Consider the following 25,795-nt stretch of genomic DNA (forward strand, 5'->3'; position numbering starts at 1 on the left):
CTCCACGAACCCCGCTCCGGGCAGTGGCAGACTAGCGGTATGGCCCGCCTGAACTACGCCGAACTGAACGAGACGATCCGTTACACCATGTGGTCGGTGTTTCGGGTTCGTCCCGGCGAGCTGCCCGAGGACAGGGAGAAGGCCGGGACCGCGACCAAGGAGTTCCTGGACGGCCTCGAGGACTCCTCCGACGTCGTGGTGCGCGGTGTCTACGACGTGTCCGGTCTGCGGGCGGACGCCGACTTCCTGATCTGGTGGCACGGGCCGCGCATCGAGGACGTGCAGGCGGCTTACACGGACTTCCGGCGCGACACTCCGCTGGGCCGGGCGAGCGACCCGGTGTGGAGCAACGTGGCGGTGCACCGGCCCGCCGAGTTCAACAAGAGCCACGTCCCGGCTTTCCTGGCCGGTGAGGAACCCCGCGCCTACGTGTGCGTCTACCCGTTCGTGCGTTCCTACGAGTGGTACCTGCTTCCGGACGAGGAGCGCAGGGAAATGCTCGTCGAGCACGGCAAGGAGGCGCGGGACTACCCGGACGTGCGCGCCAACACGGTCCCGGCCTTCGCGCTGGGGGACTACGAGTGGATCCTGTCCTTCGAGGCCGACGAGCTCTACAGGCTGGTCGACGTGATGCGCAAGCTGCGGGCGACCCAGGCCCGGTTGCACGTGCGCGAGGAGACGCCCTTCTACACCGGTCACCGCGTCGAGCCGGAGACGCTGGTCGCGCGGCTGCCGTGAGGCCCAGGACCCTCTTGCGCCGTCCCCGAGCGTGCGGCAGCCTTCCGTTCGGGGTTGATCGGCGGAGGGTGAGCGGCAGTGCGCGATCGGTCGGGACGAACAGGTGAGGACTCCGCGGCGCGACACACCCCGAGGATGTCGGCCACAGAGGTCGAACGGGTCCGGAGATGGCACGAGCGCGCCTACCGGGCCGCCCTCTCGGAGGGTTCGGTCGAGCGCACCTTCAGCTATCTGGGCCGAACGATCGGGGTGCCGCCCTCGGTGCAGCCGATCCTGCCCGTTTCGCACCTGCTGGGGGAGGCGGTGCTCTCCGAGGTGCGTCCCGGGGACCGGGTCCTCGACATGGGGACCGGCAGCGGCGTGAACGCCGTGCTCGCGGCCTCGGTGGCCTCCGAGGTGTGCGCCGTGGACGTCAACCCGGCCGCGGTGCGCGCCGCGCGGGACAACGCCGAGCTCAACGGAGTGGCCGAGCGGGTGCGGGTCCTGAACGGTGACGTGTTCGATGCGGTGACCGGGCTTTTCGACCTGATCGTCTTCGATCCGCCGTTCCGCTGGTTCGCGGCGCGGGACGCGACGGAGGCGGCCATCACCGATCCCGGGTACCGGACCCTGACCACGTTCTTCACCCACGTGCGGCGACACCTGGCCCGGAAGGGCCGGATGCTGGTCTTCTTCGGGACCTCGGGTGATGTCGACTACCTTCTCGAGCTGGCCGCCGAGCAGGAGCTCACGGTCGAGACGGTGGCCGAGACCGCCGTCACCGGCACGGAGAGCACCACCCGGTACCACACGTTCCGGATGAGCTGAAGCGGTCCCGGCCAGGGGTCAGCTTCCGGACTCGCCGCTTTCCACCAGCCGCAGCGCGACCGAGTTGATGCAGTAGCGCTGGTCGGTCGGCGTGGGGTATCCCTCGCCCTCGAAAACGTGCCCGAGGTGACCGTGGCACGAGGCGCAGAGCACTTCGACGCGGACCATTCCGTGTGAGCGGTCCTCGCGCAGCAGCACGGCGTCGGAGTCGTTCGGGTTCCAGAAGGAGGGCCAACCGCAGTGCGACTCGAACTTGGTCGTGCTGCGGAAGAGCTCCGCGCCGCAGGCCCGGCACTCGTAGACGCCCTCGGACTTCTCCTCGACGTACTCCCCGCTGTACGGGGGCTCCGTGGCTCCCTCGCGCAGCACGGCGTACTCCTCGGAGCCGAGCTGCTCCCGCCACTGCTGTTCGGACTTGACGACCTTGGGGGTGGCTCCCACTACCGGATCCATACCTCCACGATAATCCTGTGGGGTTCGCCGGCCCAGTCGGCACGGGCGGCGAGCGCGCCCGTCGAGCTTTCCCGCTCGCCCTCGCCGCTGGCCGTCGACCGGGAAGGCGTCGGTCAGCCGGTGAAGGTGGCGGTCATGTACACCAGGGCGTTCCACACCGTGAACCCGACCCCGAACAGCATCAACACGACCAGGAACACGGCCACGAGTCGGCGCTCGCCGCGAAGCCGGTTGGTGCTGTGCGCGAAGTCCCCCACCCCGCGCAGCATCCCCTCCACCGTGGATCTGGAGTCGCACTGCTGTATGCGGTCGAGGTGTGCGGCGAACTCCTGGGCCTCGGGGTCGTACGGGTCCAGTCCGATCAGATCGTCGGCGAAACGGCCGGCCGGCTCGTCCGGTTCGCCGTGCTCGGCGCGTGCCATGGCTACAACGGTAACTCCCGGTGCGGTCGTATGCGGAAGAGTTCACACCGTCGTAGGCAGGGGAGAGCTTCGGGGGCGGGAGAGCGCACGTTCCGTTCGCCGGTGGCGGTGTTCCACGGTTCCTTCTCGCCCGTACGGCGGTATCGACACGGATCGGGGCGGGAGAGGATCGGCCCGTCGAAGTTCCTGCGATCGGGAGGCCGCCATGGAACGAACGGTAGTGTATTCCGCGACGGAAACCCACTTCGGTGGTTGCAGTTGCTGCAGTAGCTGCAGCGGACCGTCCTGCGGGTGCTGCAGCAGCTGCTGACAGCGCTCTGTCCGGTGTGCTCGTTCGGCCGTCAGAGCCCGGTGCTTCCCTGCGCCGCCGTGGTGCCGGGGCCGGCTCTGTCGAGCCGAACGGCAGCGGGCTCTCCTGCTTCGTGCTCTCGCGAGTGCGGCCCCGACGTCGTGTAGGTGTCACTGCCCGAGGTCGGGGCACTCGCTCCCGAGGACCCGCGGGAGGCTCACCAAGCTGTCACCCGCGCGAACCGGGAGGGCGAAGCCCTACCGGCCAACCTGAGCGGAAAACTTCGATCAGGCCGGGCAGGCCGTCTCCTCGGGCGGAACCTCGCCGTCCGTGAAGAACCGCCCCACGAGCCTGGTGGCGCATTCCGAATCCCCGATCGCGCCGTGACCGCTTCCCAACCAGTTCACCGCGACCCCGCTGGGCAACCTGCTCGCCATGTTCTTGCTTCCGCCGGCGGGAGTGAGCGGATCGTGCTTGGTGCTGATCACCGGGACGGGCGGGAGCTCGCCGTTTTCGGGTGTCGGAAGTGCTTCCTGGGGGCGTGGCCACAGGGAACACTGAACCAGTCGTTGCGCGAACACCCCGCCGAACAGCGGAAGAGCGTCGGCCCACTCGCGAGCGACGTCGGTCGCGCGTTCCGGCGGGAGGCGCAACATCGTGTCGTTGCAGCGCGTGATCATGCGCGCGTCCAGTCGGTTCACACCCGGTTCCGGGGAGCGGACGAACGCGGCGAGGTCGCTCGCGTCCCCGCTGTCCGCGGCGGCCAGCGCCGTCTCGAGGCGCGGCCAGGAGTCCCCGTCGGTGAGTCCGTGCAGCACCGCGCGAACCAGCTCGCCGGACCGCAGCGGTTCGTCCGCGGTGGGCAGACCGCCCGCACGTGCCCGCTCGACGAGACCGTCCAGCAGCGCGCGCGGATCGTCGCCCAACGGGCAGTCCCCCGAACCGCCGCATCGGGCGGCGAAGGCGTCGAAGGTGCGTTCGGCGCTGCGCGCCTGCTGCTTCGTCCGGGCCAGTGACTCGAGCACCGGGTCGGGAGCCCCGTCCAGGACCGTTCTGCCCACCGAACCGGGGTGCTTCTGCGCGTAGGTCGTCAGCACGCGTGAGCCCTCGCCGCGTCCGATGGCGTGCAGCCGCGGCACCCCCAGCTCGATGCGCAGTTCCTCCAGATCGTCCGCGGCTCTTCTGGTGTCGTACGCCTGGGCGCGCTGTTCGAGTTCGAGCAGGCACTCCTTGCTGGCCGAACGGACCGATTCGTTCAGCTCGTCCAACTCGGACTTCTCGGTGGCCCTCGGATCGAATCCCGTTATGGTTTCGCGGTTCTGCGCGGGGACGCAGTTGGCGGGATCCGATTCACCGGTGCCTCTGCGGTCCATTCCGATGATGGTGTACTCGCGCAGCACCCTCTCGGGAAGGTGCAGGGCGAGCCGGGCGGCGAAGGTCGTTCCCCGCTCGCCGCGAACGTCGTTGACCACGACCAGCGGGATCTTGCCGGTTCCGACGCCGAGCAGTGAGAGCCGCATCGTCCCCCTGTGCCGCGTCCCCGTGGGGCTGAGGCTGGTGCTCAGGTGCGTGCACGAGAAACGCATTCCGTCGGGGACCTCGACTTCGCCGAGGTCGTTCTTCGTCGCCGTGGTGCATTCGCGCCAGCCGAGGGCGTCCTGACTCCGCGGACCGAGCGGGGGGACCGGCTGCTGCTGGGGGAGCCTGCGGTCGGGAGGTACCTGCTGCTCGCTGCCGCGGTAGGCCACCGCGGGGCGGTCCGAAGGGCCCGCCGAACACCCCGCGGCCACCAGTAGCAACAAGACGGCGCAGGCTCGTCCGATGATGCGCGGCACGGATGCTCCTTCGTAACGCTGTGCGGTGGTCCCTAGCGGATCTCCCCCACCGCCGAGAGCATCGCACGGCGGGCGTGAGCCGCGAGTTAACGGGTTCACACGGGGAGAGCCCCGGCAAGCGGAGCCGCCTCTCCCGCCGAACACCCCAGCCGTGGCGCGGCGGCCGTCGACCGCGGAACGGACGGTACCTCCGGGAGCTCTCCGGAGGGCGCGGTTCGCATATTCTCACCAGCGGCGCGTCTCGGAGGAAGAGCGGCGTTCGGCAGCCGCGGAAACGTCGATCGGCCGTGCTCGGCCGGAACGGAGTGGAACGCGAACGTGGAGCACACGGAAGAGGTAGCGGTCGGTCGGCATCCCCTCGGGCGGCTCGGCAGGCTGTCGGGACGGGCGTTCGGGGCGGTTCCGCCGCCGATGCTCGTGGTCACCGGGATGATCAGCCTGCAGGTCGGTGCTGCCTTCGCCAAGCAGCTCTTCGCGCTGGCCGGGCCGTTCGGGGTCAGCGCGATCAGGCTCACCTTCGCGGCCCTGGTGCTGCTGCTGGTGTGGCGCCCCTCCCCCCGAATGGACCGGAGGACCTTCCTCGTGGTCGCGGGTTACGGCGCGGTGCTGGCCGGGATGAACGCCAGCATTTACCAGGCTTTCGAACGCATCCCGCTGGGAGTGGCGGTCACGATCGAATTCCTGGGCCCGCTCTCGGTGGCAGTGTTCGGCTCACGCCGCAAACTCGACGTGCTGTGGGCCGTGCTGGCCGCCCTCGGGGTGCTGCTGCTGTCCAGGGGGGAAGGCGGACTCGATCTCGTCGGTGTCGGTTGCGCGCTGCTGGCGGCCGTGTTCTGGGCCTGTTACATCATCATGGGAGCCAAGCTCGGCGACCGGACCACCGGTGGCGGAGGGCTCGCCGTGGGGATGGCCGTCGGAGCGGCCCTGGTGCTGCCGTTCGGGGTGGTCGAGTCGAACACCGCTCTGCTGCGTCCCGAAGTGCTGGTGGTGGGGCTGGTGGTCGCCCTGATGTCCTCGGTCATCCCCTATTCGATGGAGCTGGAGGCCCTGCGTCGCATACCTCCGAGGGTGTTCGGGGTGTTGATGAGTCTGGAACCGGCAGTGGCCGCGCTGGCCGGCCTGGTCGTACTGCGGGAGGGGCTCGGAGCCCTGCAGTGGTCGGCCGTGTGCTGTGTGGTGATCGCTTCCATCGGGGCTACGAGGAGCGGTCAACGCGGGTAGTAGGACTTTGTCGTCTCGGTCCGCGTAGGTGGTCGCGTGGCGGAACCTCCGGCGATGCCGGTTGCTCGGGTGGTTTCTTAGCCGTCGCGTGAGTCGGCGCCTCGCTGTGCTGGGCCGCTCTCGAGTAGCGGCCTGCGCGGCGAGCGGCCCGGCCTCGCGATGCATCCGACTCACGTACCGGATCTCCTCGTGCTGCACGGGTCCAGAGCATTCGCGTCGGACGGTGCCCTTGATCGGAAGTTTCCGGTGGAAGTTCGGCGGGGCGGTTGAACCGGGGCACCGACGGCTGTGCCGCTCGCACGACGAGCGTTCGGCTGTCCGCGGGGGAGGGTGTCAGCGGACCCGCTGCCCGCGGGAGCGGTCCAGTTCCAGCTTTATGACGGTGGGCAGCGACTCGGTTTCGAGGGCGCTGCGTGCCCTGGAGAGCACCCGGTGGTCCAGCTCGTCCCAGACCCGGCGGATGTCCGTGTCGTCGCGCAGCGACAGCACCACGCGCAGTCCGGGACGCTCCGGGGTTCCCGTGGTGCGCACCCTGGCCCCGACGACACCGGTCACCTCGCGCGCGTCCGCGCGGACGGCCTCGCTCAGCGCCGAGCCGGACAGCGAGGTCCTGCCCGCGGCTCCGCCACCCAGGTGGAGGTTCGGCCGCGTTTCGGGACGCAGCGCGTGCGTGATCCACCAGAGTCCCAGCACCACCAGCACGACCCCCAGGATTGCCGCCGCCGTGAGGGCGATGCCCGGGTTTCCGCTCACCCAACGTTGCGCGAGCGGATCGAGCAGCGGGCGGCGGGCGCGGTAGGCGCCGAGGACTCCGGAGCCCACCAACAGCGCGAGCGCCCCCGCGGCCAGGGCGAGCAGCCCCGTGATCGAGGTGACCGCTCGTTCGAAGCCCAGCGAGCGGGAAAGTCCGGCCGGGGAACGTTTTCCGCCCGTTGTCGTGCTCGGCTGTTCTGTCGTCATCGGCTTCTCCCGGACGAGGCCTCGGCTGCTCATCTCCGTTTGGTGGGGCGAACCGTCACGGAAACCCGCGGAGTGGTCACCAGCGGCAGGTCGTCGATCGTCGCACGTGCCGTGTCCGCCAGCCTCCGCTCGAGGTCTCCGACTTCGGTGAACTCGCTGACCGCTGTCACGCGCACCGCTTTGCGCCGCGCCACGACCGTGGCCTTGGCCACGCCCTCCTGCTCGCGCATCTTGTGACCCACCACCCTGGCGAGCGAACGCGGTCCGGTGACCACGGCCACGCCCTCGGCGGGATCGTGCAGTCGGATGTCACCGCGTCCGGCCCGCAGGCCGAACAGCAGCAACAGCACGCCGAGAACCGCCGTGACAGCCGCGCCCGTCCGCACCGCGGGGGCGTTCCAGGAAAGCGTTCGCAGCTCGGCTTCGAGAGGGGGCCGCTCCAGCAGGAACGTTCCCTCGAGCGGAGGGCTCGCCGTCCACACGAGTTCGATCAGCAGCACCACTCCCGCGGCCAGCAGGAGCAGACCGAGCAGCACTGTCAGGAATCGGACGAATGGGCGCATCGGTCACTCCACTCGGGGGGCGGGCGGATGCGGGACCAGCGCGGTCACCCGTACGTCGACCGAGGCGACCCGGCACCCCGCCACACGGTCCAGTTCTCCCCCCACGCGCTCGCGGATGGCCCGGACGGTGCTCGTCACGGGGGCCGGGTAGCGCAACGCGAGATCGAGGTGCACGTGCAGCTGCTGGTCGGGGCCGGTCACGCGTGCCGCGGCACCGTGCTCACCCATCCCGATCCCCGCGACGCGACGTCCGACCCGGACGCAGTCCGGTTCGAGGTTCGCGGCGTGTTCGGCGATCTTGCGCAGCACGGACCGGTCGATCCGCAGTTTCCCCCTGTGGGAAGGCTCGGTGCGCTCGTCCTCGACGGAGGGTTTCGTGGAATCGAGTGTTCCGGTCAACGGTCCCTGCCCCGTCCGAACAGATCTCCGATCTCCATGCCGCCGTCCACGAAGCGGCCGACGCCGAAACCGATCACACCCACGGCTACCGTGATCAGGAAGGCGATGAAACCCCCCACGGCCACCGCTACTCCGAGGATCAGTCCGGCCAGCAAACCGGTCTGGGTTGCGTTCAAGGCGAAAACCTTCCTACTCCGTCGTGCGGGATGCGTGGTGCTTCTTCGCTCTCATACGACCCGCGGGCCACGTTTGCGGCGAGCCCGCCACTCCCGTAACCGGGCCAACAGACCGCGCGGACCACGCCGCCGCACGACCACGATCGGGGCCTCGCCACGTTCGGCACGCCGGGGTCCCGCGGGCCGGGAGCACTCGTACGCCCCGTCCCGTGCCGCCTGGAGCTCGGCCACGCGTGCCGCGAAGAGCTCGGGATCCCCGCCGACGTCCGGATGATGGGTGCGCACGAACTCGCGCAACCTGGCCCGCGCGTCGGTTCCGTCCCGGACACGTTCACTCGGGTCGCTCACCGCGATCACCTGCCGCACGAGGGGACTCCTCGGATTCCTCCGGGGCGAGCACGTCCGCAACCGTGACGTCGACGGCCGAGTCCCCGACGACGTCACGCAGTCTGGTCCGGATCTCGTCCACGGTTTCGGGAACCGGGCGCAGCAGCCGCAGCACCACGCAGACCTCCGCCGTCTCGACACCGTCCGGATCGACCCGCACTCCGGTCACCCGCCGCCCGGGCAGATACGTGGCGACGGTGCCGTGCTCCCCACCGTCGAGTCGTACGACACAAGGATGCCCGAGCACCGCCTCGGCCATCCGTTCGGCGTGCGACCCCCGGTGTTCTTCGGCGTTTCCGCTGTTCAAGGGTCTCTCTTTCGAGTGTCGGCAGCACGGGCCCCAACGGGGCCGGACGCTCCGGTCCGGGCGGACCGGCACGGTCGCGATCATTGCACGCGCGACCCGCCCCCGGTGGCTCCGCTGCTCTCCTCCTCCTCGTCGTCGGGCAGGTGGACGTCGTTGACCGAGATGTTGACCTCGGTGACCTCGAGTCCGCACATCCGTTCCACGCTGTGGATCACATTGCGCCGCACGGAACGGGCGAGATCCACGATGGCGGCCCCGTACTCCACGACGATGTCCAGATCGATCGCGGTCTGCCGCTCGCCGACCTCCACCTGCACGCCGGAGATGTTCGAACTCCCGCTCCCGCCGGGGATCCGTTCGCGCAGGGCGCCGAAGGCGCGGGAGACACCTCCACCCATCGAGTGAACCCCCGAGATCTCCCGCGCCGCTATGCCCGCGATTTTCTGCACGACGGACGAGGCGATGCTGGTCTTGCCCTCGCCGGTGTCGTCGGCCAGTCGGGCCGGGGTTCCACCGGAGCGGGATTCCGGGATGCCGGCCACGTCACTGCTGCTCGGCTGTTCCGAACCGGAACGCGTCGAGGACGACGTCGTGGACGACTGCGTGCCACCGGACTGGCTCATGTTCGGCTCCCTTCGGGAAGGATCTCGTCGCGGCCGTTCACCCTCCCCGGGAGGATCCGGGTGGATGGGCCGTGCTCCCGATGAAATGCTAGTTCCGCCCCGACTGTTCCGGCGCGATGCGTGATGCCACCCGATCGGGGGAAGCGGGTGCGGGCAGGCTCCGCCGGCTCCTCGCGCCTCGGCAACGGGTCAGTCACTCCGGAGCTCTTCCGTAGCGAAGCAGCAGCACGGAATCATCGACGTGCAGCGCCGAGAGCAACCGCATCCCGCGCGGCGTTCCCGCGCCGTCGCCCGCGGCGATCCTGCCCGCCTGCCCACCGGCCAGCAGCGGGGAGATCGTCAAGCAGAGTTCGTCGACCACATCGGCGGCTATGAGCGAGCCGAACAGCTCGGGACCTCCTTCGCAGCCGATCCGGTACAGCCCGCGCTCCCCCAGCTCCCGCAGCGCGGTGGCCGGATCGACCTCATCGGTTCCCGCGACGATCACATCGGCCCCCGCGTCGGAGAGTTCGGAACGCCACTGCCGCGGTGCGTTCGAGCTGGTCAGCACTATCGGGGTCGCGATCGTGTCCGTTATGAGCGGGGAGTCGACGGGGACCGAGCCGCTGGAGCTCACCACCGCGATCGGGGGGAGCTCGCTCAGCCCGTGCTCACCGCGCCGCCTGCTGCGGACCTCGGTGCGGCGCACCCCGCGGTATCCCTCGGCCAGCGCTGTTCCCGCGCCGACGAGCACGACATCGGAGAGATCCCTTATCAGGCCGAGCACACGCTGATCCGTCGGACTGGACAAGCCCCGCGAACTGCCGTGCACGGCGACCGCCCCGTCGAGACTGGAGACGAAGTTCACTCTCACCCACGGACGGCTCAGCGCGGCGGGGTAGGAGTAGAACCATTCCAGGGAATCGACGTCGGAAAGGGCGCTGTCCACCTGTTTCGTCGCGGAAGTTGGCCACAGCTGGTGCATTGCACCATCTCAGCACGCCGCCCGAGGAGTTCGGGCGGACGGTTACAGTTCCCCCATGAGCACCTCGCGCCTGGTGGAACACCATCCCGAACTGGGTTCCGAGGAGTTGGTGGCCGCGCTGACGCCGCCGCCGCGCTTCGACGAGGCCCGGTTCGAGAACTACGTTCCGAACCCGGAGGAGCCGAGCCAGGCCGAGGCCGTCGAGAGCTGTCGCGAGTTCGCCGCCGAGGTCGGCGACCCCTCCTCCAGGGGAGGTTCGTGGTTCCGGACGCTGTTCGGCCGCGGTTCCAGGGCCGGGACGAGCGGTGGACGGCGGCCCGGGCTGTACCTGGACGGCGGGTTCGGCGTGGGCAAGACGCACCTGCTGGCCTCGATCTGGCACGCCGTGGAAGGCCCGAAGGCCTACGCCACCTTCGTCGAACTCACCAACCTCGTGGGGATTCTCGGGTTCAACGAGGCCGTGCGCAGGCTCTCCGGTCATCGTTTCCTGGCGATCGACGAGTTCGAGCTCGACGACCCGGGGGACACGATGCTGGTGACCCAGCTGTTGTCCAAGCTGACCGAGGCCGGGGTGCGGGTGGCCGCGACCTCGAACACGCTGCCGGACAAGCTCGGGGAGGGGCGGTTCGCCGCCGTGGACTTCCTGCGCGAGATCCACGCCATGGCCGAGCGGTTCAGGGTGGTGCGCATCGACGGACTCGACTACCGCCACCGGGACGTGGCCGATCCGCCGGAGCCGTTGAACGAGGCGGAGCTTCGCGAGCTGGCCCGAACCACCCCCGCGAGCACCTTCGACGACTTCGAGGAGCTGTGCGCGCACCTGCAGCGAGTGCACCCGTCGAAGTACGGGCGGATGGTCGACGACGTCGCTGCGGTGCATCTGAGCGGGGTGCACGCCGCGCCCAACCAGGGGGTGGCCCTTCGGCTGGTCGCGCTGGCCGACCGGCTCTACGACCGCGCCGTGCCCGTGCGGAACTCGGGGAGTTCGCTGTCCGCCCTGTTCACGGAGGAGATGCTCGAGGGCGGCTACCGGAAGAAGTACCTGCGCGCCCTGAGCAGGCTCACCGCGCTGTCCAAGGAACTCGCCAGGTCGTGACCCGCCCGGCGGGGGCACCGTCGGGCGGGACCGGTCTCCTCCGGGGTCCGGAGCTCCGCTCCGCGTGGTTCAGCGGGTCGTGAGCACCTCCGCGATCGCGTCCAGCCCGGTTTCGAGGTCCTCGGGGGTTATGACCAGGGGCGGGGCTATGCGCAGCGTGTTGTCCTGGGTCTGCTTGCACAGCACGCCGTGCTGGAGAAGCCGCTCGCAGGCCCGGCGGCCGTCGGGCCCTCCGGGGGAGATGTCCACCCCGGCCCACAGGCCGCGCCCGCGGACCTCGGAGACGCCGTGACCGAGGAGTTCGCCGAGGCGCCGGTGCAACCGCTCGCCGAGTTCGCGTGCTCTCCCCTGGAACCAACCGTCGGACAGCAGGCTTACGACGGCACGTCCCACGGCGCAGGCCAGCGGGTTTCCGCCGAAGGTGGATCCGTGCTCCCCGGGGCGGAGAACTCCGAGGACGGAACGGTCGCCGACCACGGCCGACACGGGAACGATCCCGCCGCCCAGTGCTTTGCCCAGTGTGTACAGGTCGGCGCGCACCCCCTCGTGATCGGTGGCCAGCAGTTCTCCGGTGCGGGCCAGGCCGGACTGGATCTCGTCCGAGATCAACAGCACGTTGTTGTCGTCGCACAGCTCCCGGAGCCTGCGCAGATATCCCTCCGGGGGGACCACGACCCCCGACTCGCCCTGGATCGGTTCGACGAGCACCGCGGCGGTGTTCGGGGTGATGGCCTCCTCGACGGCTCCGGCGTCGCCGTAGTCGGTGACGACGAATCCCGGTGTGTAGGGCCCGTACTCGGCACGGGCGTCGGGATCGGTGGAGAAGGAGACGAGCGTGGTGGTCCGGCCGTGGAAGTTCGAGCCGGCCACGATGATCTCGGCTCGCTCCTCGGGGACCCCCTTGACCCGGTAGGACCACTTGCGGGCCACCTTGATCGCGGACTCCACCGCCTCGGCCCCGGAGTTCATGGGCAGCACCATGTCCGTGCCGGTGAGTTCGGCCAGTTCGCGGCAGAACGGGCCGAACTGGTCGTGGTGGAAGGCCCTGCTGGTGAGGGTCACCCGGTTGAGCTGTTCCGTCGCGGCGGCGACGAGGTCGGGGTGGCGGTGTCCGAAGTTCAGCGCCGAGTACCCCGCGAGGAAGTCCAGGTAGCTGTGACCGTCCACATCGGTCATCCGGGCTCCGGACGCCGTCGCGAGCACCACCGGAAGCGGGTGGTAGTTGTGCGTGGAGTAGGCCTCGTCCAACGCGAGGAAGTCGGAAGTCTCGGAGGGCGTGTCGCGCACGCCGGGTACGGCCGCTGTCATGGCAACAGGCTATGTCCTCGTGGCGACACTTTCAGCCGGAACGCATTGCTTTTTCCGAAGATTCGTTGCGTCGTGCTGGTTCCTCGTTTTCCTTCGTTGTCCCTCCGTGGAGGGAAGGGCCGGTTCTTCCGGGCGGGGAGAACCGGCGGTGCCCGCTTTCCACGGCGTCGCGCGGTGACCGGAGCCGGTGGTGCGGGCGTTGTCCCTGAAGGGGCACCGCGGCGAGGTCCCGCGGGGGTTCCGCCGCGGAAACACCGACGTGAACCGGGCCGAGGAGCTCCCGCCGAGCGGTGTCACACGATCGTAGCGATTCGCACTTGATCCTCCGTGTGTACCTTTTGTGGTTTTTCGTGTGCTGATAGTCACGGAAGGTCGATCAAGGCCACCGGAGGTGACCCGTGCGTAAATCCGTGCTGTCCAGCTGTCTTTCCGCTGCTTTCGCCGTAGCGCTGCTGCCGTTGTCCTCCCCCGCTGCCGCGGCGGCGGACTCGGAGAAGTCCGATTCGCTCGAGTACGTGGCACTCGGGGACTCCTACGCCTCCGGAGTGGGGACGGGGGACTACATCTCGGGGAGCGGTGACTGCCGCAGGAGCGAACTGGCCTACCCGAGCCTGGCCGCGGCCGGTGCGGGAGCCGACGCTTTCGCTTTCGCGGCCTGTGCCGGCGCGAAGACCGGCGACGTCCTCGACGGGCAACTCGCCCCGTTGAGCCGGAGCACCGACGTGGTCACGATCTCGGTCGGAGGTAACGACGCCGGATTCGTCCCCGTGGTGACGACCTGCGCGACCGAGGGAGAGCAGGCCTGCGACGACGCCGTCACCGAGGCGGAGGACTACGCCACGGAACAACTTCCCGGACAACTGGCCGACACCTATGGCGCGATCGCCTCGAAGGCTCCCGAAGCACGGGTGGGCGTGGTGGGGTACCCACGGTTGTTCGAACTCGGTCCCTGCCTGTCCCCGCTGAGCGAATTCGAGAGGCAGCGCCTCAACGAGGCGGCCGGAACGCTGAACCGGGCCATTTCCGAGCAGGCGCGTGCCGCCGGTTTCTCCTTCCTGGACGTGGAGGAGGACTTCGAGGGCCACGGCGTGTGCGGCGCACAACCCTGGATCAACGGGCTCTCCTACCCGGTCGGGGAGTCGTACCACCCGAACGCCGCCGGACACGAGCGGGGGCTGCTGCCGAGCGTCACCGAGTTCTTCTCCGGAGCGGAGAAGACGAGCCCGAGTCCGCTCTCGGCGCCCTGACGGTTGCTCTCCGCTCCCGGTTGCCGGGGTGCTCGCTGCCGACGGGACCTCCCGCGGTCTCGTGAGCGGGTGCCCCCGGTCGCGGGCAGCGGCCCGCACAACGCCGGGACCGCTCTCGCGAGCGATCAGACCAGCCGCGGGTCGTACCTGCTCGGCGCGTACTGCTGGAGCGCGGCGCGGAGACGTCTGGCTTCGCGCCGCCTCTTCCACCATCCGCCACTGGCGCCGATGGTGAATATCCTGCTTCCGCCGTGGTACTCGCGAACGCGGTGCCACCAGCGTGACTCGGGCGTGGAAGCAGAGGCGACCCACACGGCGAGGGCCTGCTTCTTGCCGGTTCCGACGAGACCGACCCGGCCCACCCTGCTCCAGGGGATGTCCCGGTGCAGTCCCATCCGGCTCACCCGGATCCCGTCGGGGTTGATCTTGAGCCGGATCGCGGGGACCAGGGCGTGCGCCAGGGACAGCACCGCGCTGAGCAGCAGCAGGAAGACAGCGAGCATGAACACGGCCGCGCTCTCGCCGGACACTCCGAAGTCCGCTCCCGTGCGCACCGTCCCGTAGGCGAGCAACGCCGAGAAACCCGACCACAGCAGTGCGCTCGCCCTGCCGGCCGTGTGGAACACGGGGCCGGGCAACTCGCCCCGCACCCCCTCCGGGGGGTCGGTGCGGTGTTGTCCGGAGTCGGCCTCCCCGGCCGCGGAGGGGCTCCCCCCGGCAGGATGTGGAGGTGCGGCGCTCCCGTCCGGTCGCGGGACGCCGGGAGGGGGTGGCTCCTGCCCCGCGGTGGAAGATGACCGGGGCGCGAGAACGGAAGGGTTGTTTCCCGCTCCCGCCGCCGGGGGCGGGGCCACTGCGGTGCCGCCTGCTCCCTTCCGCGGGGCGGGCGGCCGCTCGTGGTCCGGTGCGCCGCCGTGGAGCACCCGCTCCAGCTGAGCGGTGTGCCCGTTGATCAGTGTTTTCACGTCCGAGGGCAGCCAGTCGGCCGAGAAGTGCCGCGAGCTTCCGATGATGTCGAGCAGTTCACCGGTGCTCGGTCGTGCGTCGGGGTCCTTGGCGAGACAGGCCGCCACCGGTGAGCGCACCGCCTCCGGCAGCGCGCTCAGGTCCGGCTCGTTGTGCACCACGCGGTAGAGCATGGCCGCGGTGTTCTCGTTGCCGAACGGGGCCGTTCCGGTCGCCGCGAACACGAGGACAGCTCCCAGCGAGAACACGTCGCTCGGCGGCGCGACATCGGTGCCGGTGGTCTGCTCGGGGGAGAAGAAACCCGGCGTTCCGAAGAACATCCCGGTGGCGGTCATTCCGCTCGCGGTCATGGCGCGGGAGATCCCGAAATCGATCACCCGGGGGCCGTCCGGGCCGAGCAGCACGTTCGCCGGTTTGAGGTCCCGGTGCACCAGTCCGGCCCGGTGCACGGCCTGCAGGGCTTCGGCCAGTCCCGCGCCGAGTCCGAGCACCGTGCCCTCCGGGAGCGGCCCGTGCTCGGCGACAGCCCGGTGCAGTGTGGGCCCCGGTACGTATTCGGTGGCGAGCCAGGGGTGCGGAGCCTCCGGATCGGAATCGACCACGGTGGCGGTCCAGAAGCCACCGACCGCGGCCGACATGCGGGCTTCGCGCCGGAACCGTTCCCGGAAGTCCGTGTCCTCGGCGAGTTCCGGCTTGGCCACTTTCACCGCTACGGGGCGCCCTCCCCTGGAGCCCCCGAGGTAGACCGAGCCCATCGCGCCTTTGCCGATGCGGGCGAGTAGCCGGTAGTCGCCGATCTTGCTCGGATCGCCGGCCAGCAGCGGCTGCACTGAGATCGTCCCCCTTCGCCGATACGCCCCCAAGCTTACGGCCTCCGGACCGTCGGTGGTGCACGAACCGGTTCGAAAGAGCGCGCGGAGGAAGACGGCCCGGGGCACGCGGATTCCGAGGGGAGCGGTCCTCCGAACGTTCGAGGGAGCCTGCGGTCGCAGCACGACCGGAGGACAGTGGAGTAATCGGTTACTCGCCGGATCGAATCTCTTCCGGGTGATTTTCGAAGCGTCTATGATCCAAGTCACGCCGTCCGGTCCGATGTGGCCGAGTCGTCGGGAGGTTCGTGGTGGGTGAATTCGCGCAGGTCGGGGAATCGGAAGTCGAACCGCTGGCACGTCTGACCGAGGTGAGTAAACGATTTCCCGGGGTCAATGCGGTAACGGAGGTCAGCCTTGACATTTTCGGCGGTGAGGTGCACGTGTTCGCGGGGGAGAACGGGGCGGGAAAGTCCACGTTGATGAAAATTCTCGCCCAAGTGGACCGGCCGACCTCCGGACGTGTCGAGGTAGCCGGTGCTCCGGTCACGCATCGGGGCCCCGCCGAGGCGCGGCGGCTCGGGGTGGCGATGGTTCACCAGGAGTTCGCGCTGGCCCCCGATCTCACGGTCGCCGAGAACCTGTTCATCGGGCAGGAACCGGGCGGGTTCGGTTGGATACGGCGCGGCAGGGAGCGCGCCCTCGCCCGTGAACTGCTCCGAAGGGTCGGCCTGGGGGTGCGGGAAACGCGTGCGGTGCGGAGTCTTTCCACGGCCGAGCAGCAGCGCGTCGAGATAGCCAAGGCGCTGGCCGTGGATGCCCGGTTGCTGATCCTGGACGAGCCGACCGCGAGCCTGACCGAACGGGAGAGCAGGGAACTGTTCACCGTCCTGGGTGAACTCACAGCGCAGGGCATGGCCGTTTGCTACATCTCCCACCGGCTGGACGAGATCTTCGCGATCGGCGACCGGGTGACGGTGCTGCGGGACGGTTCGGTGGTGACCACCGTCCCGGTCGGAGGGATGGACGAGTCCGCTCTGGTGCGTTCCATGGTCGGTCGCGAGGTCGACGATCTCTATCCGCGCACCTTCCGCGAGCCGGGGCCGGTTCGACTCGAGGCGCGGGGGCTGGAACGTCCCGGAGCCCTGCGTCACGCCGGACTGACCGTGCGAGCGGGCGAGATCGTCGGTCTGGCCGGGTTGGTGGGTGCCGGACGCACCGAACTGGCGCGTTCCGTATTCGGCGCGGAACCGGCCACGGCGGGAAGCATCCGGTTGGACGGTCGTCCGGTGCGCATCCGACGACCACGGGACGCCATAGCCGCCGGGATCGGCTACCTGACGGAGAGCAGGAAGTCCGACGGACTGGCTCTGCAGCTGGGAGTGGACGTCAACATAACCCTCGGAAGGCTTCCGATGCGCGGCGGTCTGATCGACCTTCGCGGACAGCGCCGGGTGGCCGAGCACTACCGGGAGAGCCTCGGTATCCGGGTTCCGCGGGTCGACCGCGCCGTGAGCCTGCTCTCCGGCGGCAATCAGCAGAAGGTGGTGCTGGCGCGGATCCTGCGTACCGGCGCCGAGGTGCTGCTCTTCGACGAGCCGGGGCGCGGTATGGACGTCGCCGCGAAATCCGAGATGTTCCAGCAGCTGGACCAGCTGGCCGCCGAGGGCAGGGCGATCGTGCTGATCTCGAGTTACCTGCCGGAACTGATGAACATGTGCGACCGCATCCTGGTGCTGCGCGCTGGACGGGTCGTGGGCGAGCTGGAACGCGAAGAGTACTCCGAGCAGCGCATCGTCGCGCTGGCGACAGGGGCCGGAGGCGAGCATGAGCAGCGGGACTGAGGCGGAAACCGGCGGTCGTCAGCGGTTGTGGTCGCCGGTACGGGTGTCCGGCGCGGTGTCCAGGTTGGCCGCGGCCGGGGCGCTGATCGTGATCTTCGTGGTGCTGTCCTTCGTGGCGCCTTCCTTCCTCACGGCGGACAACCTGTTCAACCTGGGGTCGCAGACCTCGGTCAAGGCCGTCATGGCCGTGGGCGTGACACTGGTGATCATCACCGGTGGGATCGACCTCTCCGTCGGATCTGTGGCCGCGCTGTCCGGTGTGGTCGGAGTGCTGCTCATGGCCGAGCACGGGCTGAACCCACTGCTCGGCGTCCTCGGTGGGCTCGCGGTCGGAGCCACCGCGGGGCTGGTCAACGGGCTGCTGGTCTCCAGGGTCGGGCTGCCGCCGTTCATAGCCACCCTGGGGATGCTCAGCGTGGCGCGCGGGGTGGTGCTGATCACCACCGGGGCGGTGGCCGTGTTCGGCGCCCCGGACTCGTTCCGGGTGCTGGGCCAGGGGGTGCTGGGGCCGGTGCCCGTCCCGGTGCTGTTGATCGTGTTCGTCGCGCTGGCGGGGCACGTGATCCTGACGAGAACGCGCCTCGGCCGCTACGCGTACGTGCTGGGGTCCAACCCGGAGGCCGCCCGGCTGTCCGGAGTGGCGGTCAGCAGGCACATCACGGCCGTCTACGTGCTGTCCGGAATGTTCGCGGGCCTCGGGGGGATGATCGCCGCGTCACGGATCAACTCGGGGCAGCCCAACTTCGGGGAGGGGCTGGAACTGGACGTGATCGCCGCCGTGGTGATCGGCGGCGCCAGCCTGTTCGGAGGCAGGGGAACGATCCTCGGCTCGCTGATCGGGGCGTTCCTGGTGGCCGTCATCCGCAACGGCGCGGTCCAGCTGGGGATCGGAACCTTCTACCAGAACGTGCTGATCGGGCTGATCATCTGGTTGGCCGTCTGGTGGGACCGCTACCAGCGCCGCAAGTTCAACAACGAGGAAACCGGCTAGGTTCCACCGCCTCCCGCCGTGGCGCGTCGGGGCACGGCGGCTGTCTGCGAGGTGATTCGATGCGACGCGCGCTGGTCGTCTGCTGCCTGCTGCCGCTGCTGCTTTCCGCGTCCTGCGGTGTTCGGGTCTACCAACCGGGAGGTGGGGACGACGGCCGTGGCGGCTCCCTGCGAGTAGCGGTCGTGCCGAAGGCGATCGGGTTCAGCTTCTGGGAGAAGGTGCGCACGGGGGCGGAGTGCGCGGTGAAGCACCGCGAGGACATCGATCTCCACTGGGACGGGGTGACGGCGGAGAGCGATGTGAGCGGGCAGCAGAACCTGCTGCAGAACCTGCTCGCGCAGGGGGTGGACGGGCTGGTCTACGCCGCCACCGACGCCAAGGCCCTCGGCGCGGTCAGTCGTACGGCGCTGCGCCAGGGGGTGACGGTGGCCAACATCGACTCGGGCACCTCGCCCCAGCCTTCGGGGGTTCCGGTGTTCGCCACGGACAACGTGGCCGCGGCCGAGCGGGGCACGAAGCTGCTGACCGAACGGCTCGGGGGCGAGGGCGAAGTGGCGCTGATCGAGTTCCAGCCGGGGACGAGCACGAACGCGACCAGGGTGGAGGGGTTCCGGAAGGCACTGCGCGGCGAGCCGGGGGTGCGGATGGTGGCCAGGCAGTCCAGTGACAGCAGCTACAACACGGCTATGCAGGTCACCCAGGACATCCTCACCGCGCATCCCGATCTGGACGGGATCTACGCGGCGAACGAGCCCAGCACCCTGGGGGCCGCCGAGGCCGTCCGCCAGGCCGGCAGGGCGGAAGAGGTCGAGATCATCGGATGGGACGCCTCCAGCGGTCAGGTCCAGGCGCTGCGGGACGGCGTGGTGACCGGTCTGATCGCGCAGGATCCGTTCCGCATGGGGTTCCGCTCGGTGCGGGCGACCGTGGCGGAGTTGCGTGGTGGTTCGCGGCGCTTCGCCGACTTCGACACCGGTGCGCGGCTGATCACCGCGCGGAACGTGGACTCCCCCGAGGTGCGAAAACTGCTCGAACCGGAGTGCGCGGCACGGACGGATCGGTAGGAGTGTTCCGCCGAGCCCCCGGTCGACCCGAGCGGAAAGCGCCAGTCAGCTCCGCGCCCGGAGGAACTCGATCGCCCTGTCGGCGTGTGCCGCCATGCGGAACTCGCTGCGGATCACGTGCAGCACCCGCCGGTCGCGGTCGAGGACGAACGTGTGGCGCTTGACGGGCAGCGGCCCGAACCCGCGCCGTACACCGAATTCCCGCGCCACTTCCGCGTTCCCGTCGGAAAGCAGCGGGAACTCCAGGGAGTTCTCGGCGGCGAAGCGGGACTGCTTCTCCACCGGGTCGGGACTGACACCCACCGGCTGCGCTCCCAGCGTGGCGAATCGGTTGGCCAGGTCCCTGAAGTGGCGGTTCTCCGCGCCGCACCCCGCGCTCATCGCGGCCGGATAGAAGAACAGAACAACGACACCCCCGGTGAGCAGGCCGGACAGCGAGCGGGAAGTTCCGTGCTGATCGGCGAGTTCGAAATCCGGCGCGAGCTCCCCAGACTGCACTGATGCCTCCGCTGATCGGCTTCGGTCCCGTCCCAACCTACCCGTTGAGAGGTTGCGCGGGTTGGTTCGCCCGGTGGTGCGGGTGGGGGAATCTCGGTCGGGGCTCGCTGCGGGGTCCGCCCACCCCGAGGGGCACCCGCGCCGCGTGTCCCGTGGCCCCGCGCCGCGTCCGACTCACGCGCTCCGAGCCGCTCGCCCCGCGTGGGTGCTGAGCACCCGATCCGGACGGCGCCTCTCGTCGGAGGTCCCGGGCCCGGACCGGTGGCCGCGGTCGAGGTTTCGACCTTCGCGGAAGCGGGTAAGGCGGTGTGACGAGCCGGTTGGCGACCACCGTCCTCAGCGTTCGGCGTGCGGACGACCCGATCACGGACCGGTTCACGTGGTCCAGCGGAAGATCGTTGAACGAAGTGGGGTGATCGTCGGATGGCAGCGAGCTTGGATGGATTGCGGGTCGCCTTCCTGGTGGCGCCGGAAGGCGTGGAGCAGGTCGAGCTGACCGAGCCGTGGCGCGCTGTCGGTGAAGCGGGCGGGCAGGCCGAACTGGTGTCGGTCTCCTCGGGGCCCGTCCAGGCGTTCAACCACCTGGACAAGGCGGACACCTTCACCGTGGACAGAACCGTCGACCAGGTGGGATCCGCGAACTACGACGGGCTCGTGCTTCCGGGAGGCGTGGCCAATCCCGACGCGCTGCGTCGGTATCCGGAAGCCGTTCGCTTCGTCGGGGGCTTCTTCTCCGCGCAGAAGCCGGTGGCGGCGATCTGTCACGCCCCGTGGATGTTGATCGAGGCCGATGTGGTGCGGGGCAGGAACGTCACCTCCTACCCCAGCCTGGCCACGGACCTGCGCAACGCCGGGGCGAACTGGGCCGACGAGCAGGTCGTCGTGGACTCGGGGCTGGTCACCAGCCGCACTCCCGATGACCTGAACGCGTTCTGCGCCAAGCTGGTGGAGGAGGTCGCCGAGGGCAAGCACCGTGCCCAGGCCCGCAGCGCGCACCGAGAGGAAGCGGAAACGGGCTAGCAGGACTCCGGCGCCTGGTCATCGAGCAGGTGCCGTGAATCCGCCCCGCGCTCGAGAGAGACACAGCGGTGGCCGGGTGAAGGCCACGAGACCGTAAATAGGAGAACGACTTCCATGAAGCTCGGGTATCTGCAGGACGTGTACGAGAACAGTGGACCGTTCGTCACGGTCTACCTGGACACTTCCGGCGACGACCAGGACGCGAGCAAGGAGATAGAGCTGCGCTGGCGGTCCGCGCGTGAGCAGCTGTCCCGGAACGGTGCCGAGGAGCACGACCTGCGGGCCATCGAGAACGTCGTCGGGGAGCACGGATGGCGTGCCGGGCAACGCGGCCAGGTGCTGGTCGCCGCCGGCGGAGAGGTCGTTTTCCGGGACGAGCTGCCCGAGGCCCCCGAGGAGTTCGCGGACGACGAGCTCGCGAGGGTCGGACCGCTGCCGCACCTGATGCCCTACCTGCGGTTGCGAAGTGCCCGGCTCCCCTACGTGCTGGCCCTGGTGGACCAGACCGGGGCCGACCTGCACGTGGTCGATGCCGGGCGGCACAGCGGCAGCACCACCGTCGAAGGGGACGGAAGCCCGATACACAAGAGCAGCCGGGCCGGCGAGGGCTCCGAGAAGCACCATCACGACGTGGTCGAGGAGCAGTGGCTGCGCAATGCGAAGCAGATAGCGGACGAGATCGACAAGCAGGCGTTGCGCGTCGGGGCCGAGACCATCGTGCTCGCCGGGGACGTGCAGATGCGCAAGATGGTGCACGATCACGTCCGCAAGGGACTGCAGGACTCGGTCCACGCCACGGAGGCGAGTCATCGGGATCGCAACGCCTCGGAGGAGACCCTCCAGCGTGAGGTGAGCGAGACCGTGCGCTCCGCCGTGCGGGAGCGGGTGAACGCGACGGTCGAGGAGTTCGACCGCGAGCTGGGTCAGCACGACCGGGCGGTGAACGGCTGGGCCGAGACCGTGGGAGCACTGCAACGCGGTCAGGTGCGAACACTGCTGCGCAGCAGGCAGGAGGTCGGTGAACCTCCGGAAACCCTCTGGACGGGGCCGGAGCCCAATCAGATCGCCACCGAGCGGCGGACCTTGACGGAGCTGGGTGTCGCGGAGCCCGAAAGCGTCTCCGCCGATGCCGCCGTGGTGCGCGCGCTGGTTGGCACCGATGCCGAGCTCGTGTTGATCGACCCGGAGCGGAGCCGCTTGACCGCGGGCATCGGAAGCGTCCTGCGTTACAGCGACTCGGGCGGCGGGAACTGATCCGCGCCCGTAGAGACGGATTGGAGGAGACGCGGTGGCGACGATCGACAGGAGGAGTCTGCGCGCGAGCCTGTCTTCCGTGGATTTTCCGGCGAGCAAGGAAGATCTGGTGACGCACGCCGAGAACAACGGGGCCGACGAGGAGACCCGGGAGGCCCTGCGCGCGATGCCGCGTGCCAGTGACTACGCCAACATGACCGAGGTCGAGCGCTCGGTCATGTCGGACACGGCGGCCGAGGAGGGGCAGAGCGACGCGGACAAGGCCGAGCAGAACACCAGGCGTACGGCCGACGGCCTGGCGGAGCACGAGACCGGTACCTCGAGCAACCCGATCGTGGAGGAGCTCGGGGAGAACCGCGGCAGCTGACATCCGCTCCGCCCGGGCACGCCCCGAGGCCGTCCACCCGAGCGGTCGGCACCCCGGCAGTGTCCCGGGCGCCCGGCCCACGCGGCCCGAGAAGTTCCGGTGCGTGAGTCGGACGCGTCGCGAGGCGGCAGGGCACGTGGCTGCGGGCCGCTGCTCGAGCTGCCCTGCAACGCTCCCGGGACGGCCGACTCGCGTGCGGGCCAACCGAACGCCCTCGCAGGACTTCGTCGGTTCTCAACCGTCCACGAGGGCTTGGTAGACGAGGGGCTGCAGCTGGGTGCGGATCGGGTGCGCGCTGGAGGGCATGAGCTGGGTCAGGAACAGCACGGTCAGTTCCTCGACCGGATCCACCCAGAAGGCCGTGCTGGCCATGCCGCCCCACGCGTACTGCCCCTGGGTGGCGAGCACCTTGGCGGCCTGCGGGGACTCGTTGACCGAGAAGCCGAGACCGAACCCCTTGCCCGCGTTGCTCGTCTCGGAGAAGGACCCCATGGCGATGTCGGCCAGATCAGCCCCTCCGGGCAGGTGGTTGCGGGTCATGAACCCCACGGTCCGGCTGCCGAGCAGCCGGGTCCCCTCGAGAGCTCCGCCGCCGAGCAGCATTTGCGTGAACCTGTGGTAGTCGCGAGCGGAGGAGACCAGTCCGCCGCCACCGGACAGCACACGCGGCTGGTGGCTGCTCACCCGGTTCAGCCGTGTGTTGCGGACGGCCAGGCCGTTCCTGTCCGCGCTGTACAGGGCGGCGAGTCGTTCCAGTTCGGACTCGGGGACCGCGAAACCGGTGTCGCGCATGTCCAGCGGGTCGAATATGCTCTCCCGGAAGAACTCGTCCAGTGCTTTGCCGCTGATCACCTCGATGACGCGCCCGAGCACGTCGGTGGCCACCGAGTAGTTCCACGACCGCCCGGGGTCGAACAGCAGCGGCAGTTCGGACCAGGCGGAACAGGCCCCGGCCAGGTCCGTCCCTTCGGGGTAGCCCGCTTCGAAGCCCCGCTCCCGGTACATCTGGTCCACGGGGTGGATGCGGTGGAAACCGTAGGTGAGCCCGGCGGTGTGGGTGAGCAGGTGCCAGATCCGGATCGGTTCGGCTGCCGGACGGGTTTGCGGGGCCTCGGCCGGGCCGTTGACGTAGACGCGCGGTTGTGCGAACTCCGGGATGTAGTCGGCCACCGGATCGGTCAGCTGGAGAAGGCCCTGTTCGTAGAGCATCATCGCCGCCACCGAGGTGACCGGTTTGCTCATCGAGTAGATGCGGAAGATCGTGTCGCTTTCCACGGGGAGCCCGGATTCCACGTCCCGCAGTCCGTGAGTGCGCAGGTAGCCGATCTTGCCGTGCCTGGCGATCAGCACGAGCCAGCCGGGCAGTCTGCCGTCGGCCACGTACTTCGCGAAGTGGTCCTCGATGCGCTGCAGCCGTTCGGGGGCGAGCCCCACGTCCGCGGGCGCTACCTCGGTTTGCAGTTGCCCCACGCCGAACTCCTCTCCGTGCTGTTATGACCACCGATTCCCGCTCGTCGTCGATCTTCGGGCACGCGGGGGCAGGACGCAACGGGCGGCCGCGCGGAGTACGGCCCCGCTCGCATTCTGCTGCATCCGCGCGGGGGGCGCCGCGTACGCGCGGGACGTTTCGCGCGGAACGCCGGTTTCGTGCTCGCCGGGCCCGATGGCCCGTGACTCCGGACCCGCGGCCGGTGCCGTCTTGGGGAGCGGCTGGTTTGACTCGGTGGTTCTCGGGTAATCGGCCGGGTGCGGATGGTACGTGGAGTCCCGACGAGAAGGGGGCGAGCATGTCGGATCCGTTCGACGCGGAGACTCCCTCGGCGGACGAGGTACAGCACGAGGAGGGAACCAGGGACCCTGCCGAGCTTCAGTCGGCGGGCGATCTGGACGAGGACGAACTGGACACCGACCCGCTGGAGGGCGGTATGGAACCGCCGCAGCGCTGGTCGTCGGTGAGCAGGGACCCTCCGACGCCGAGTGATCAGTTCGAGGCCGACGACCTGGACGAGCGCCTGGCGCAGCAGCGTCCGGACTTCACCGCTGAGGAGGACACCGGGTCGGTGGGTGAGACCAGGACGGTCGATCTGGACGAGTCGGTCGACGAGCGGGCCTCGGCCGAAGTGGCCGACGGGGTGGACGCCGACGAGTACGCCGACCAGCCGGTAGCGGCGGAGCACAGCACGGTCGTCGAGCCGGAGCGGACCGAGGAGACCGGCAGGAGTGCTTCCTCGGTCGAGGGATTCGAGGCGGACGAGTCCCGGGTCGTGGACGAGAACCCCGAGGAAGACGCCGAACGGGTTGAGGACAGTGGGCGCTGAACGAGGGAATCACGGGGCGGGCGCCGCCGAGGGAGAGGTCCTGCTGCCCGCGAGCGGGAGCGCCTCCGGTGAGCAGCTGGGGGGAGATCTGGCCGGGGTCGACAATCGCGACGGTCTGGTCGTGTTCGTCCACGGCAGCGGTTCCTCGCGGCACAGCCCGCGGAACAGGGCTGTGGCGACCGGGCTGAACCGGGCCGGGTTCGCCACGCTCCTGATGGATCTGCTCACCCCGACCGAGCACGCCTCGGACGAGCGGACGGGCAGGCTGCGTTTCGACATCGAGCTGCTGACCAACCGCGTGTTGGGAGTGCTCGACTGGGTGTCCGAACGCGCCGATCTGAACGCTCGCAGGGTGGGACTGTTCGGTGCGAGCACCGGGGCGGCCGCCGCGCTCGGGGCTGTCGCGCGTCGTCCGCGGGCGGCGCGGGCGGTGGTCTCGCGCGGTGGCCGCCCCGATCTCGCGCCGGATCGGCCGGAAGACGTGCACACGCCCACCTTGTTGATCGTCGGTGAGCGGGATGCCGAGGTGCTGCGGCTCAACGAGAACTTCGCCCGAAGAATCCCGGCCGAGCAGGAGGTGCACCGGGTCCCCGGGGCGACGCACCTGTTCGAGGAGGAGGGGGCGTTGGAACAGGTGGGGCAGGCCGCCCGGGCGTGGTTCACCCACTACCTGTTCGAGCCCTCCTCCACGCCGTCCTGAGCGCTCGTTCTCGGGCGCACCCGCCCGGTGCCGTGGTGGCCCGCGTCCTCCGGGTGCTTTTCGGAGGGGCCTTGCCGTTCACCCGTCTTGCTGCCGCGGGCACAATGGCGGCCAGTATGGTTACCGGACGGTAATCTTTGGATCCGTGGCAGTTGGCGGGCAGCGGGGC

The 25,795-nt window shown here is 69.6% G+C and carries 28 protein-coding genes; 13 read left to right on the plus strand and 15 right to left on the minus strand.

The features are described from left to right. Nucleotides 1–39 precede the first annotated feature (39 nt). Nucleotides 40–738, plus strand: coding sequence for a hydrogen peroxide-dependent heme synthase (gene hemQ / locus FHR84_RS00645; protein WP_179533460.1), 699 nt, complete (start codon nucleotides 40–42; stop codon nucleotides 736–738). A 135-nt stretch (nucleotides 739–873) separates the two neighbouring features. Further along, nucleotides 874–1,545 carry a methyltransferase gene (locus FHR84_RS00650; RefSeq protein ID WP_179533461.1) on the plus strand — a complete coding sequence of 224 codons (672 nt, stop codon included), beginning with the start codon at nucleotides 874–876 and terminating at the stop codon, nucleotides 1,543–1,545. 18 nt (nucleotides 1,546–1,563) lie between these two features. Here FHR84_RS00650 and msrB read toward each other — a convergent pair whose 3' ends face one another. The 3 genes from msrB to FHR84_RS00665 all read right to left on the minus strand — a co-directional run bounded on the left by msrB (nucleotide 1,564) and on the right by FHR84_RS00665 (nucleotide 4,544). After that, the gene (gene msrB / locus FHR84_RS00655) at nucleotides 1,564–1,998 is read right to left on the minus strand and encodes a peptide-methionine (R)-S-oxide reductase MsrB (RefSeq protein ID WP_179533462.1); all 435 of its coding nucleotides are present in this window, start codon (nucleotides 1,996–1,998) and stop codon (nucleotides 1,564–1,566) included. A 113-nt stretch (nucleotides 1,999–2,111) separates the two neighbouring features. Continuing rightward, complete coding sequence (locus tag FHR84_RS00660) at nucleotides 2,112–2,420, minus strand: hypothetical protein (protein WP_179533463.1); 309 nt, start codon at nucleotides 2,418–2,420, stop codon at nucleotides 2,112–2,114. Between the two features lie 576 nt (nucleotides 2,421–2,996). Further along, complete coding sequence (locus FHR84_RS00665; protein ID WP_179533464.1) at nucleotides 2,997–4,544, minus strand: alpha/beta fold hydrolase; 1,548 nt, start codon at nucleotides 4,542–4,544, stop codon at nucleotides 2,997–2,999. A gap of 318 nt (nucleotides 4,545–4,862) precedes the next feature. Between FHR84_RS00665 and FHR84_RS00670 the strand changes: the two genes are divergently transcribed. Next, on the plus strand, nucleotides 4,863–5,765 hold the full coding sequence (locus tag FHR84_RS00670; protein ID WP_179533465.1) for an EamA family transporter: 903 nt from the start codon (nucleotides 4,863–4,865) through the stop codon (nucleotides 5,763–5,765). 333 nt (nucleotides 5,766–6,098) lie between these two features. Here FHR84_RS00670 and amaP read toward each other — a convergent pair whose 3' ends face one another. From amaP to FHR84_RS00710, 8 genes are all read right to left on the minus strand, one after another. After that, on the minus strand, nucleotides 6,099–6,725 hold the full coding sequence (amaP, locus tag FHR84_RS00675; RefSeq protein ID WP_179533466.1) for an alkaline shock response membrane anchor protein AmaP: 627 nt from the start codon (nucleotides 6,723–6,725) through the stop codon (nucleotides 6,099–6,101). 29 nt (nucleotides 6,726–6,754) lie between these two features. Further along, entirely contained in the window at nucleotides 6,755–7,288 is a 534-nt protein-coding gene (locus tag FHR84_RS00680) for a DUF6286 domain-containing protein (protein ID WP_179533467.1), read from the minus strand. Nucleotides 7,289–7,291: 3 nt separating this feature from the next. Then, nucleotides 7,292–7,687 (minus strand): Asp23/Gls24 family envelope stress response protein, encoded by a 396-nt coding sequence (locus FHR84_RS00685; RefSeq protein ID WP_179533468.1) that lies wholly within the window; start codon nucleotides 7,685–7,687, stop codon nucleotides 7,292–7,294. Further along, nucleotides 7,684–7,863: a DUF2273 domain-containing protein gene (locus FHR84_RS00690; RefSeq protein ID WP_179533469.1), complete on the minus strand. Its 180-nt coding sequence runs from the start codon at nucleotides 7,861–7,863 to the stop codon at nucleotides 7,684–7,686. The genes FHR84_RS00685 and FHR84_RS00690 overlap by 4 nt, the downstream gene beginning before the upstream one ends. Before the next feature lie 51 nt (nucleotides 7,864–7,914). Continuing rightward, on the minus strand, nucleotides 7,915–8,211 hold the full coding sequence (locus FHR84_RS00695) for a hypothetical protein (RefSeq protein WP_343075121.1): 297 nt from the start codon (nucleotides 8,209–8,211) through the stop codon (nucleotides 7,915–7,917). After that, nucleotides 8,195–8,557: a hypothetical protein gene (locus tag FHR84_RS00700; RefSeq protein ID WP_179533470.1), complete on the minus strand. Its 363-nt coding sequence runs from the start codon at nucleotides 8,555–8,557 to the stop codon at nucleotides 8,195–8,197. The genes FHR84_RS00695 and FHR84_RS00700 overlap by 17 nt, the downstream gene beginning before the upstream one ends. A gap of 80 nt (nucleotides 8,558–8,637) precedes the next feature. Beyond that, a complete protein-coding gene (locus FHR84_RS00705) occupies nucleotides 8,638–9,180 on the minus strand; it encodes an Asp23/Gls24 family envelope stress response protein (RefSeq protein ID WP_179533471.1) in 543 nt (180 codons plus the stop codon). Between the two features lie 193 nt (nucleotides 9,181–9,373). Next, nucleotides 9,374–10,144, minus strand: coding sequence for a pyrimidine reductase family protein (locus FHR84_RS00710; protein WP_179533472.1), 771 nt, complete (start codon nucleotides 10,142–10,144; stop codon nucleotides 9,374–9,376). A 55-nt stretch (nucleotides 10,145–10,199) separates the two neighbouring features. Here FHR84_RS00710 and zapE point away from each other — a divergent pair, with 55 nt between their 5' ends. After that, nucleotides 10,200–11,240 (plus strand): cell division protein ZapE, encoded by a 1,041-nt coding sequence (zapE, locus tag FHR84_RS00715; RefSeq protein WP_179533473.1) that lies wholly within the window; start codon nucleotides 10,200–10,202, stop codon nucleotides 11,238–11,240. A gap of 69 nt (nucleotides 11,241–11,309) precedes the next feature. Here zapE and rocD read toward each other — a convergent pair whose 3' ends face one another. Further along, nucleotides 11,310–12,548 (minus strand): ornithine--oxo-acid transaminase, encoded by a 1,239-nt coding sequence (gene rocD, locus FHR84_RS00720; protein WP_179533474.1) that lies wholly within the window; start codon nucleotides 12,546–12,548, stop codon nucleotides 11,310–11,312. Between the two features lie 398 nt (nucleotides 12,549–12,946). Here rocD and FHR84_RS00725 point away from each other — a divergent pair, with 398 nt between their 5' ends. Continuing rightward, nucleotides 12,947–13,795 (plus strand): GDSL-type esterase/lipase family protein, encoded by an 849-nt coding sequence (locus FHR84_RS00725; protein WP_179533475.1) that lies wholly within the window; start codon nucleotides 12,947–12,949, stop codon nucleotides 13,793–13,795. 125 nt (nucleotides 13,796–13,920) lie between these two features. Here the strand turns inward: FHR84_RS00725 and FHR84_RS00730 are convergent, their stop codons facing one another. Beyond that, the gene (locus FHR84_RS00730; protein ID WP_179533476.1) at nucleotides 13,921–15,591 is read right to left on the minus strand and encodes a protein kinase domain-containing protein; all 1,671 of its coding nucleotides are present in this window, start codon (nucleotides 15,589–15,591) and stop codon (nucleotides 13,921–13,923) included. 290 nt (nucleotides 15,592–15,881) lie between these two features. Between FHR84_RS00730 and FHR84_RS00735 the strand changes: the two genes are divergently transcribed. The 3 genes from FHR84_RS00735 to FHR84_RS00745 are packed head-to-tail and all read left to right on the plus strand — an operon-like array spanning nucleotide 15,882 to nucleotide 19,469. Then, the gene (locus FHR84_RS00735; RefSeq protein ID WP_179533477.1) at nucleotides 15,882–17,414 is read left to right on the plus strand and encodes an ATP-binding cassette domain-containing protein; all 1,533 of its coding nucleotides are present in this window, start codon (nucleotides 15,882–15,884) and stop codon (nucleotides 17,412–17,414) included. After that, on the plus strand, nucleotides 17,398–18,405 hold the full coding sequence (locus tag FHR84_RS00740; protein WP_179533478.1) for an ABC transporter permease: 1,008 nt from the start codon (nucleotides 17,398–17,400) through the stop codon (nucleotides 18,403–18,405). Before FHR84_RS00735 ends, FHR84_RS00740 begins: the two co-directional genes overlap by 17 nt. A gap of 59 nt (nucleotides 18,406–18,464) precedes the next feature. Then, nucleotides 18,465–19,469 carry a substrate-binding domain-containing protein gene (locus FHR84_RS00745; protein ID WP_179533479.1) on the plus strand — a complete coding sequence of 335 codons (1,005 nt, stop codon included), beginning with the start codon at nucleotides 18,465–18,467 and terminating at the stop codon, nucleotides 19,467–19,469. A 45-nt stretch (nucleotides 19,470–19,514) separates the two neighbouring features. Here the strand turns inward: FHR84_RS00745 and FHR84_RS00750 are convergent, their stop codons facing one another. Then, nucleotides 19,515–19,967, minus strand: coding sequence for a redoxin domain-containing protein (locus tag FHR84_RS00750; RefSeq protein WP_179533480.1), 453 nt, complete (start codon nucleotides 19,965–19,967; stop codon nucleotides 19,515–19,517). A gap of 423 nt (nucleotides 19,968–20,390) precedes the next feature. On the opposite strand from FHR84_RS00750, the gene FHR84_RS00755 reads away from it, so the two are divergent. The 3 genes from FHR84_RS00755 to FHR84_RS00765 all read left to right on the plus strand — a co-directional run bounded on the left by FHR84_RS00755 (nucleotide 20,391) and on the right by FHR84_RS00765 (nucleotide 22,608). Continuing rightward, the gene (locus tag FHR84_RS00755) at nucleotides 20,391–20,987 is read left to right on the plus strand and encodes a type 1 glutamine amidotransferase domain-containing protein (RefSeq protein ID WP_179533481.1); all 597 of its coding nucleotides are present in this window, start codon (nucleotides 20,391–20,393) and stop codon (nucleotides 20,985–20,987) included. A 114-nt stretch (nucleotides 20,988–21,101) separates the two neighbouring features. After that, nucleotides 21,102–22,241: a baeRF2 domain-containing protein gene (locus tag FHR84_RS00760; RefSeq protein WP_179533482.1), complete on the plus strand. Its 1,140-nt coding sequence runs from the start codon at nucleotides 21,102–21,104 to the stop codon at nucleotides 22,239–22,241. 34 nt (nucleotides 22,242–22,275) lie between these two features. Beyond that, entirely contained in the window at nucleotides 22,276–22,608 is a 333-nt protein-coding gene (locus FHR84_RS00765; RefSeq protein WP_343075122.1) for a DUF2795 domain-containing protein, read from the plus strand. Between the two features lie 234 nt (nucleotides 22,609–22,842). Here FHR84_RS00765 and FHR84_RS00770 read toward each other — a convergent pair whose 3' ends face one another. Then, nucleotides 22,843–24,078 (minus strand): serine hydrolase, encoded by a 1,236-nt coding sequence (locus FHR84_RS00770; RefSeq protein WP_179533483.1) that lies wholly within the window; start codon nucleotides 24,076–24,078, stop codon nucleotides 22,843–22,845. 317 nt (nucleotides 24,079–24,395) lie between these two features. On the opposite strand from FHR84_RS00770, the gene FHR84_RS00775 reads away from it, so the two are divergent. After that, complete coding sequence (locus FHR84_RS00775; protein ID WP_179533484.1) at nucleotides 24,396–24,926, plus strand: hypothetical protein; 531 nt, start codon at nucleotides 24,396–24,398, stop codon at nucleotides 24,924–24,926. Beyond that, nucleotides 24,916–25,626, plus strand: coding sequence for a dienelactone hydrolase family protein (locus tag FHR84_RS00780; RefSeq protein ID WP_343075123.1), 711 nt, complete (start codon nucleotides 24,916–24,918; stop codon nucleotides 25,624–25,626). The genes FHR84_RS00775 and FHR84_RS00780 overlap by 11 nt, the downstream gene beginning before the upstream one ends. Nucleotides 25,627–25,795 lie beyond the last annotated feature (169 nt).

This window comes from Actinopolyspora biskrensis, from assembly GCF_013408175.1.
Taxonomy (GTDB): domain Bacteria; phylum Actinomycetota; class Actinomycetes; order Mycobacteriales; family Pseudonocardiaceae; genus Actinopolyspora; species Actinopolyspora biskrensis.

Bases quoted from the DNA above. Each gene is read 5' to 3' on its own strand.
- hemQ (WP_179533460.1), top strand. From the start codon at position 40: ATGGCCCGCCTGAACTACGCCGAACTGAACGAGACGATCCGTTACACC.
- FHR84_RS00650 (WP_179533461.1), top strand. From the start codon at position 874: ATGTCGGCCACAGAGGTCGAACGGGTCCGGAGATGGCACGAGCGCGCC.
- msrB (WP_179533462.1), bottom strand. From the start codon at position 1,998: ATGGATCCGGTAGTGGGAGCCACCCCCAAGGTCGTCAAGTCCGAACAG.
- FHR84_RS00660 (WP_179533463.1), bottom strand. From the start codon at position 2,420: ATGGCACGCGCCGAGCACGGCGAACCGGACGAGCCGGCCGGCCGTTTC.
- amaP (WP_179533466.1), bottom strand. From the start codon at position 6,725: ATGACGACAGAACAGCCGAGCACGACAACGGGCGGAAAACGTTCCCCG.
- FHR84_RS00680 (WP_179533467.1), bottom strand. From the start codon at position 7,288: ATGCGCCCATTCGTCCGATTCCTGACAGTGCTGCTCGGTCTGCTCCTG.
- FHR84_RS00705 (WP_179533471.1), bottom strand. From the start codon at position 9,180: ATGAGCCAGTCCGGTGGCACGCAGTCGTCCACGACGTCGTCCTCGACG.
- FHR84_RS00710 (WP_179533472.1), bottom strand. From the start codon at position 10,144: ATGCACCAGCTGTGGCCAACTTCCGCGACGAAACAGGTGGACAGCGCC.
- zapE (WP_179533473.1), top strand. From the start codon at position 10,200: ATGAGCACCTCGCGCCTGGTGGAACACCATCCCGAACTGGGTTCCGAG.
- rocD (WP_179533474.1), bottom strand. From the start codon at position 12,548: ATGACAGCGGCCGTACCCGGCGTGCGCGACACGCCCTCCGAGACTTCC.
- FHR84_RS00740 (WP_179533478.1), top strand. From the start codon at position 17,398: ATGAGCAGCGGGACTGAGGCGGAAACCGGCGGTCGTCAGCGGTTGTGG.
- FHR84_RS00745 (WP_179533479.1), top strand. From the start codon at position 18,465: ATGCGACGCGCGCTGGTCGTCTGCTGCCTGCTGCCGCTGCTGCTTTCC.
- FHR84_RS00755 (WP_179533481.1), top strand. From the start codon at position 20,391: ATGGCAGCGAGCTTGGATGGATTGCGGGTCGCCTTCCTGGTGGCGCCG.
- FHR84_RS00760 (WP_179533482.1), top strand. From the start codon at position 21,102: ATGAAGCTCGGGTATCTGCAGGACGTGTACGAGAACAGTGGACCGTTC.
- FHR84_RS00775 (WP_179533484.1), top strand. From the start codon at position 24,396: ATGTCGGATCCGTTCGACGCGGAGACTCCCTCGGCGGACGAGGTACAG.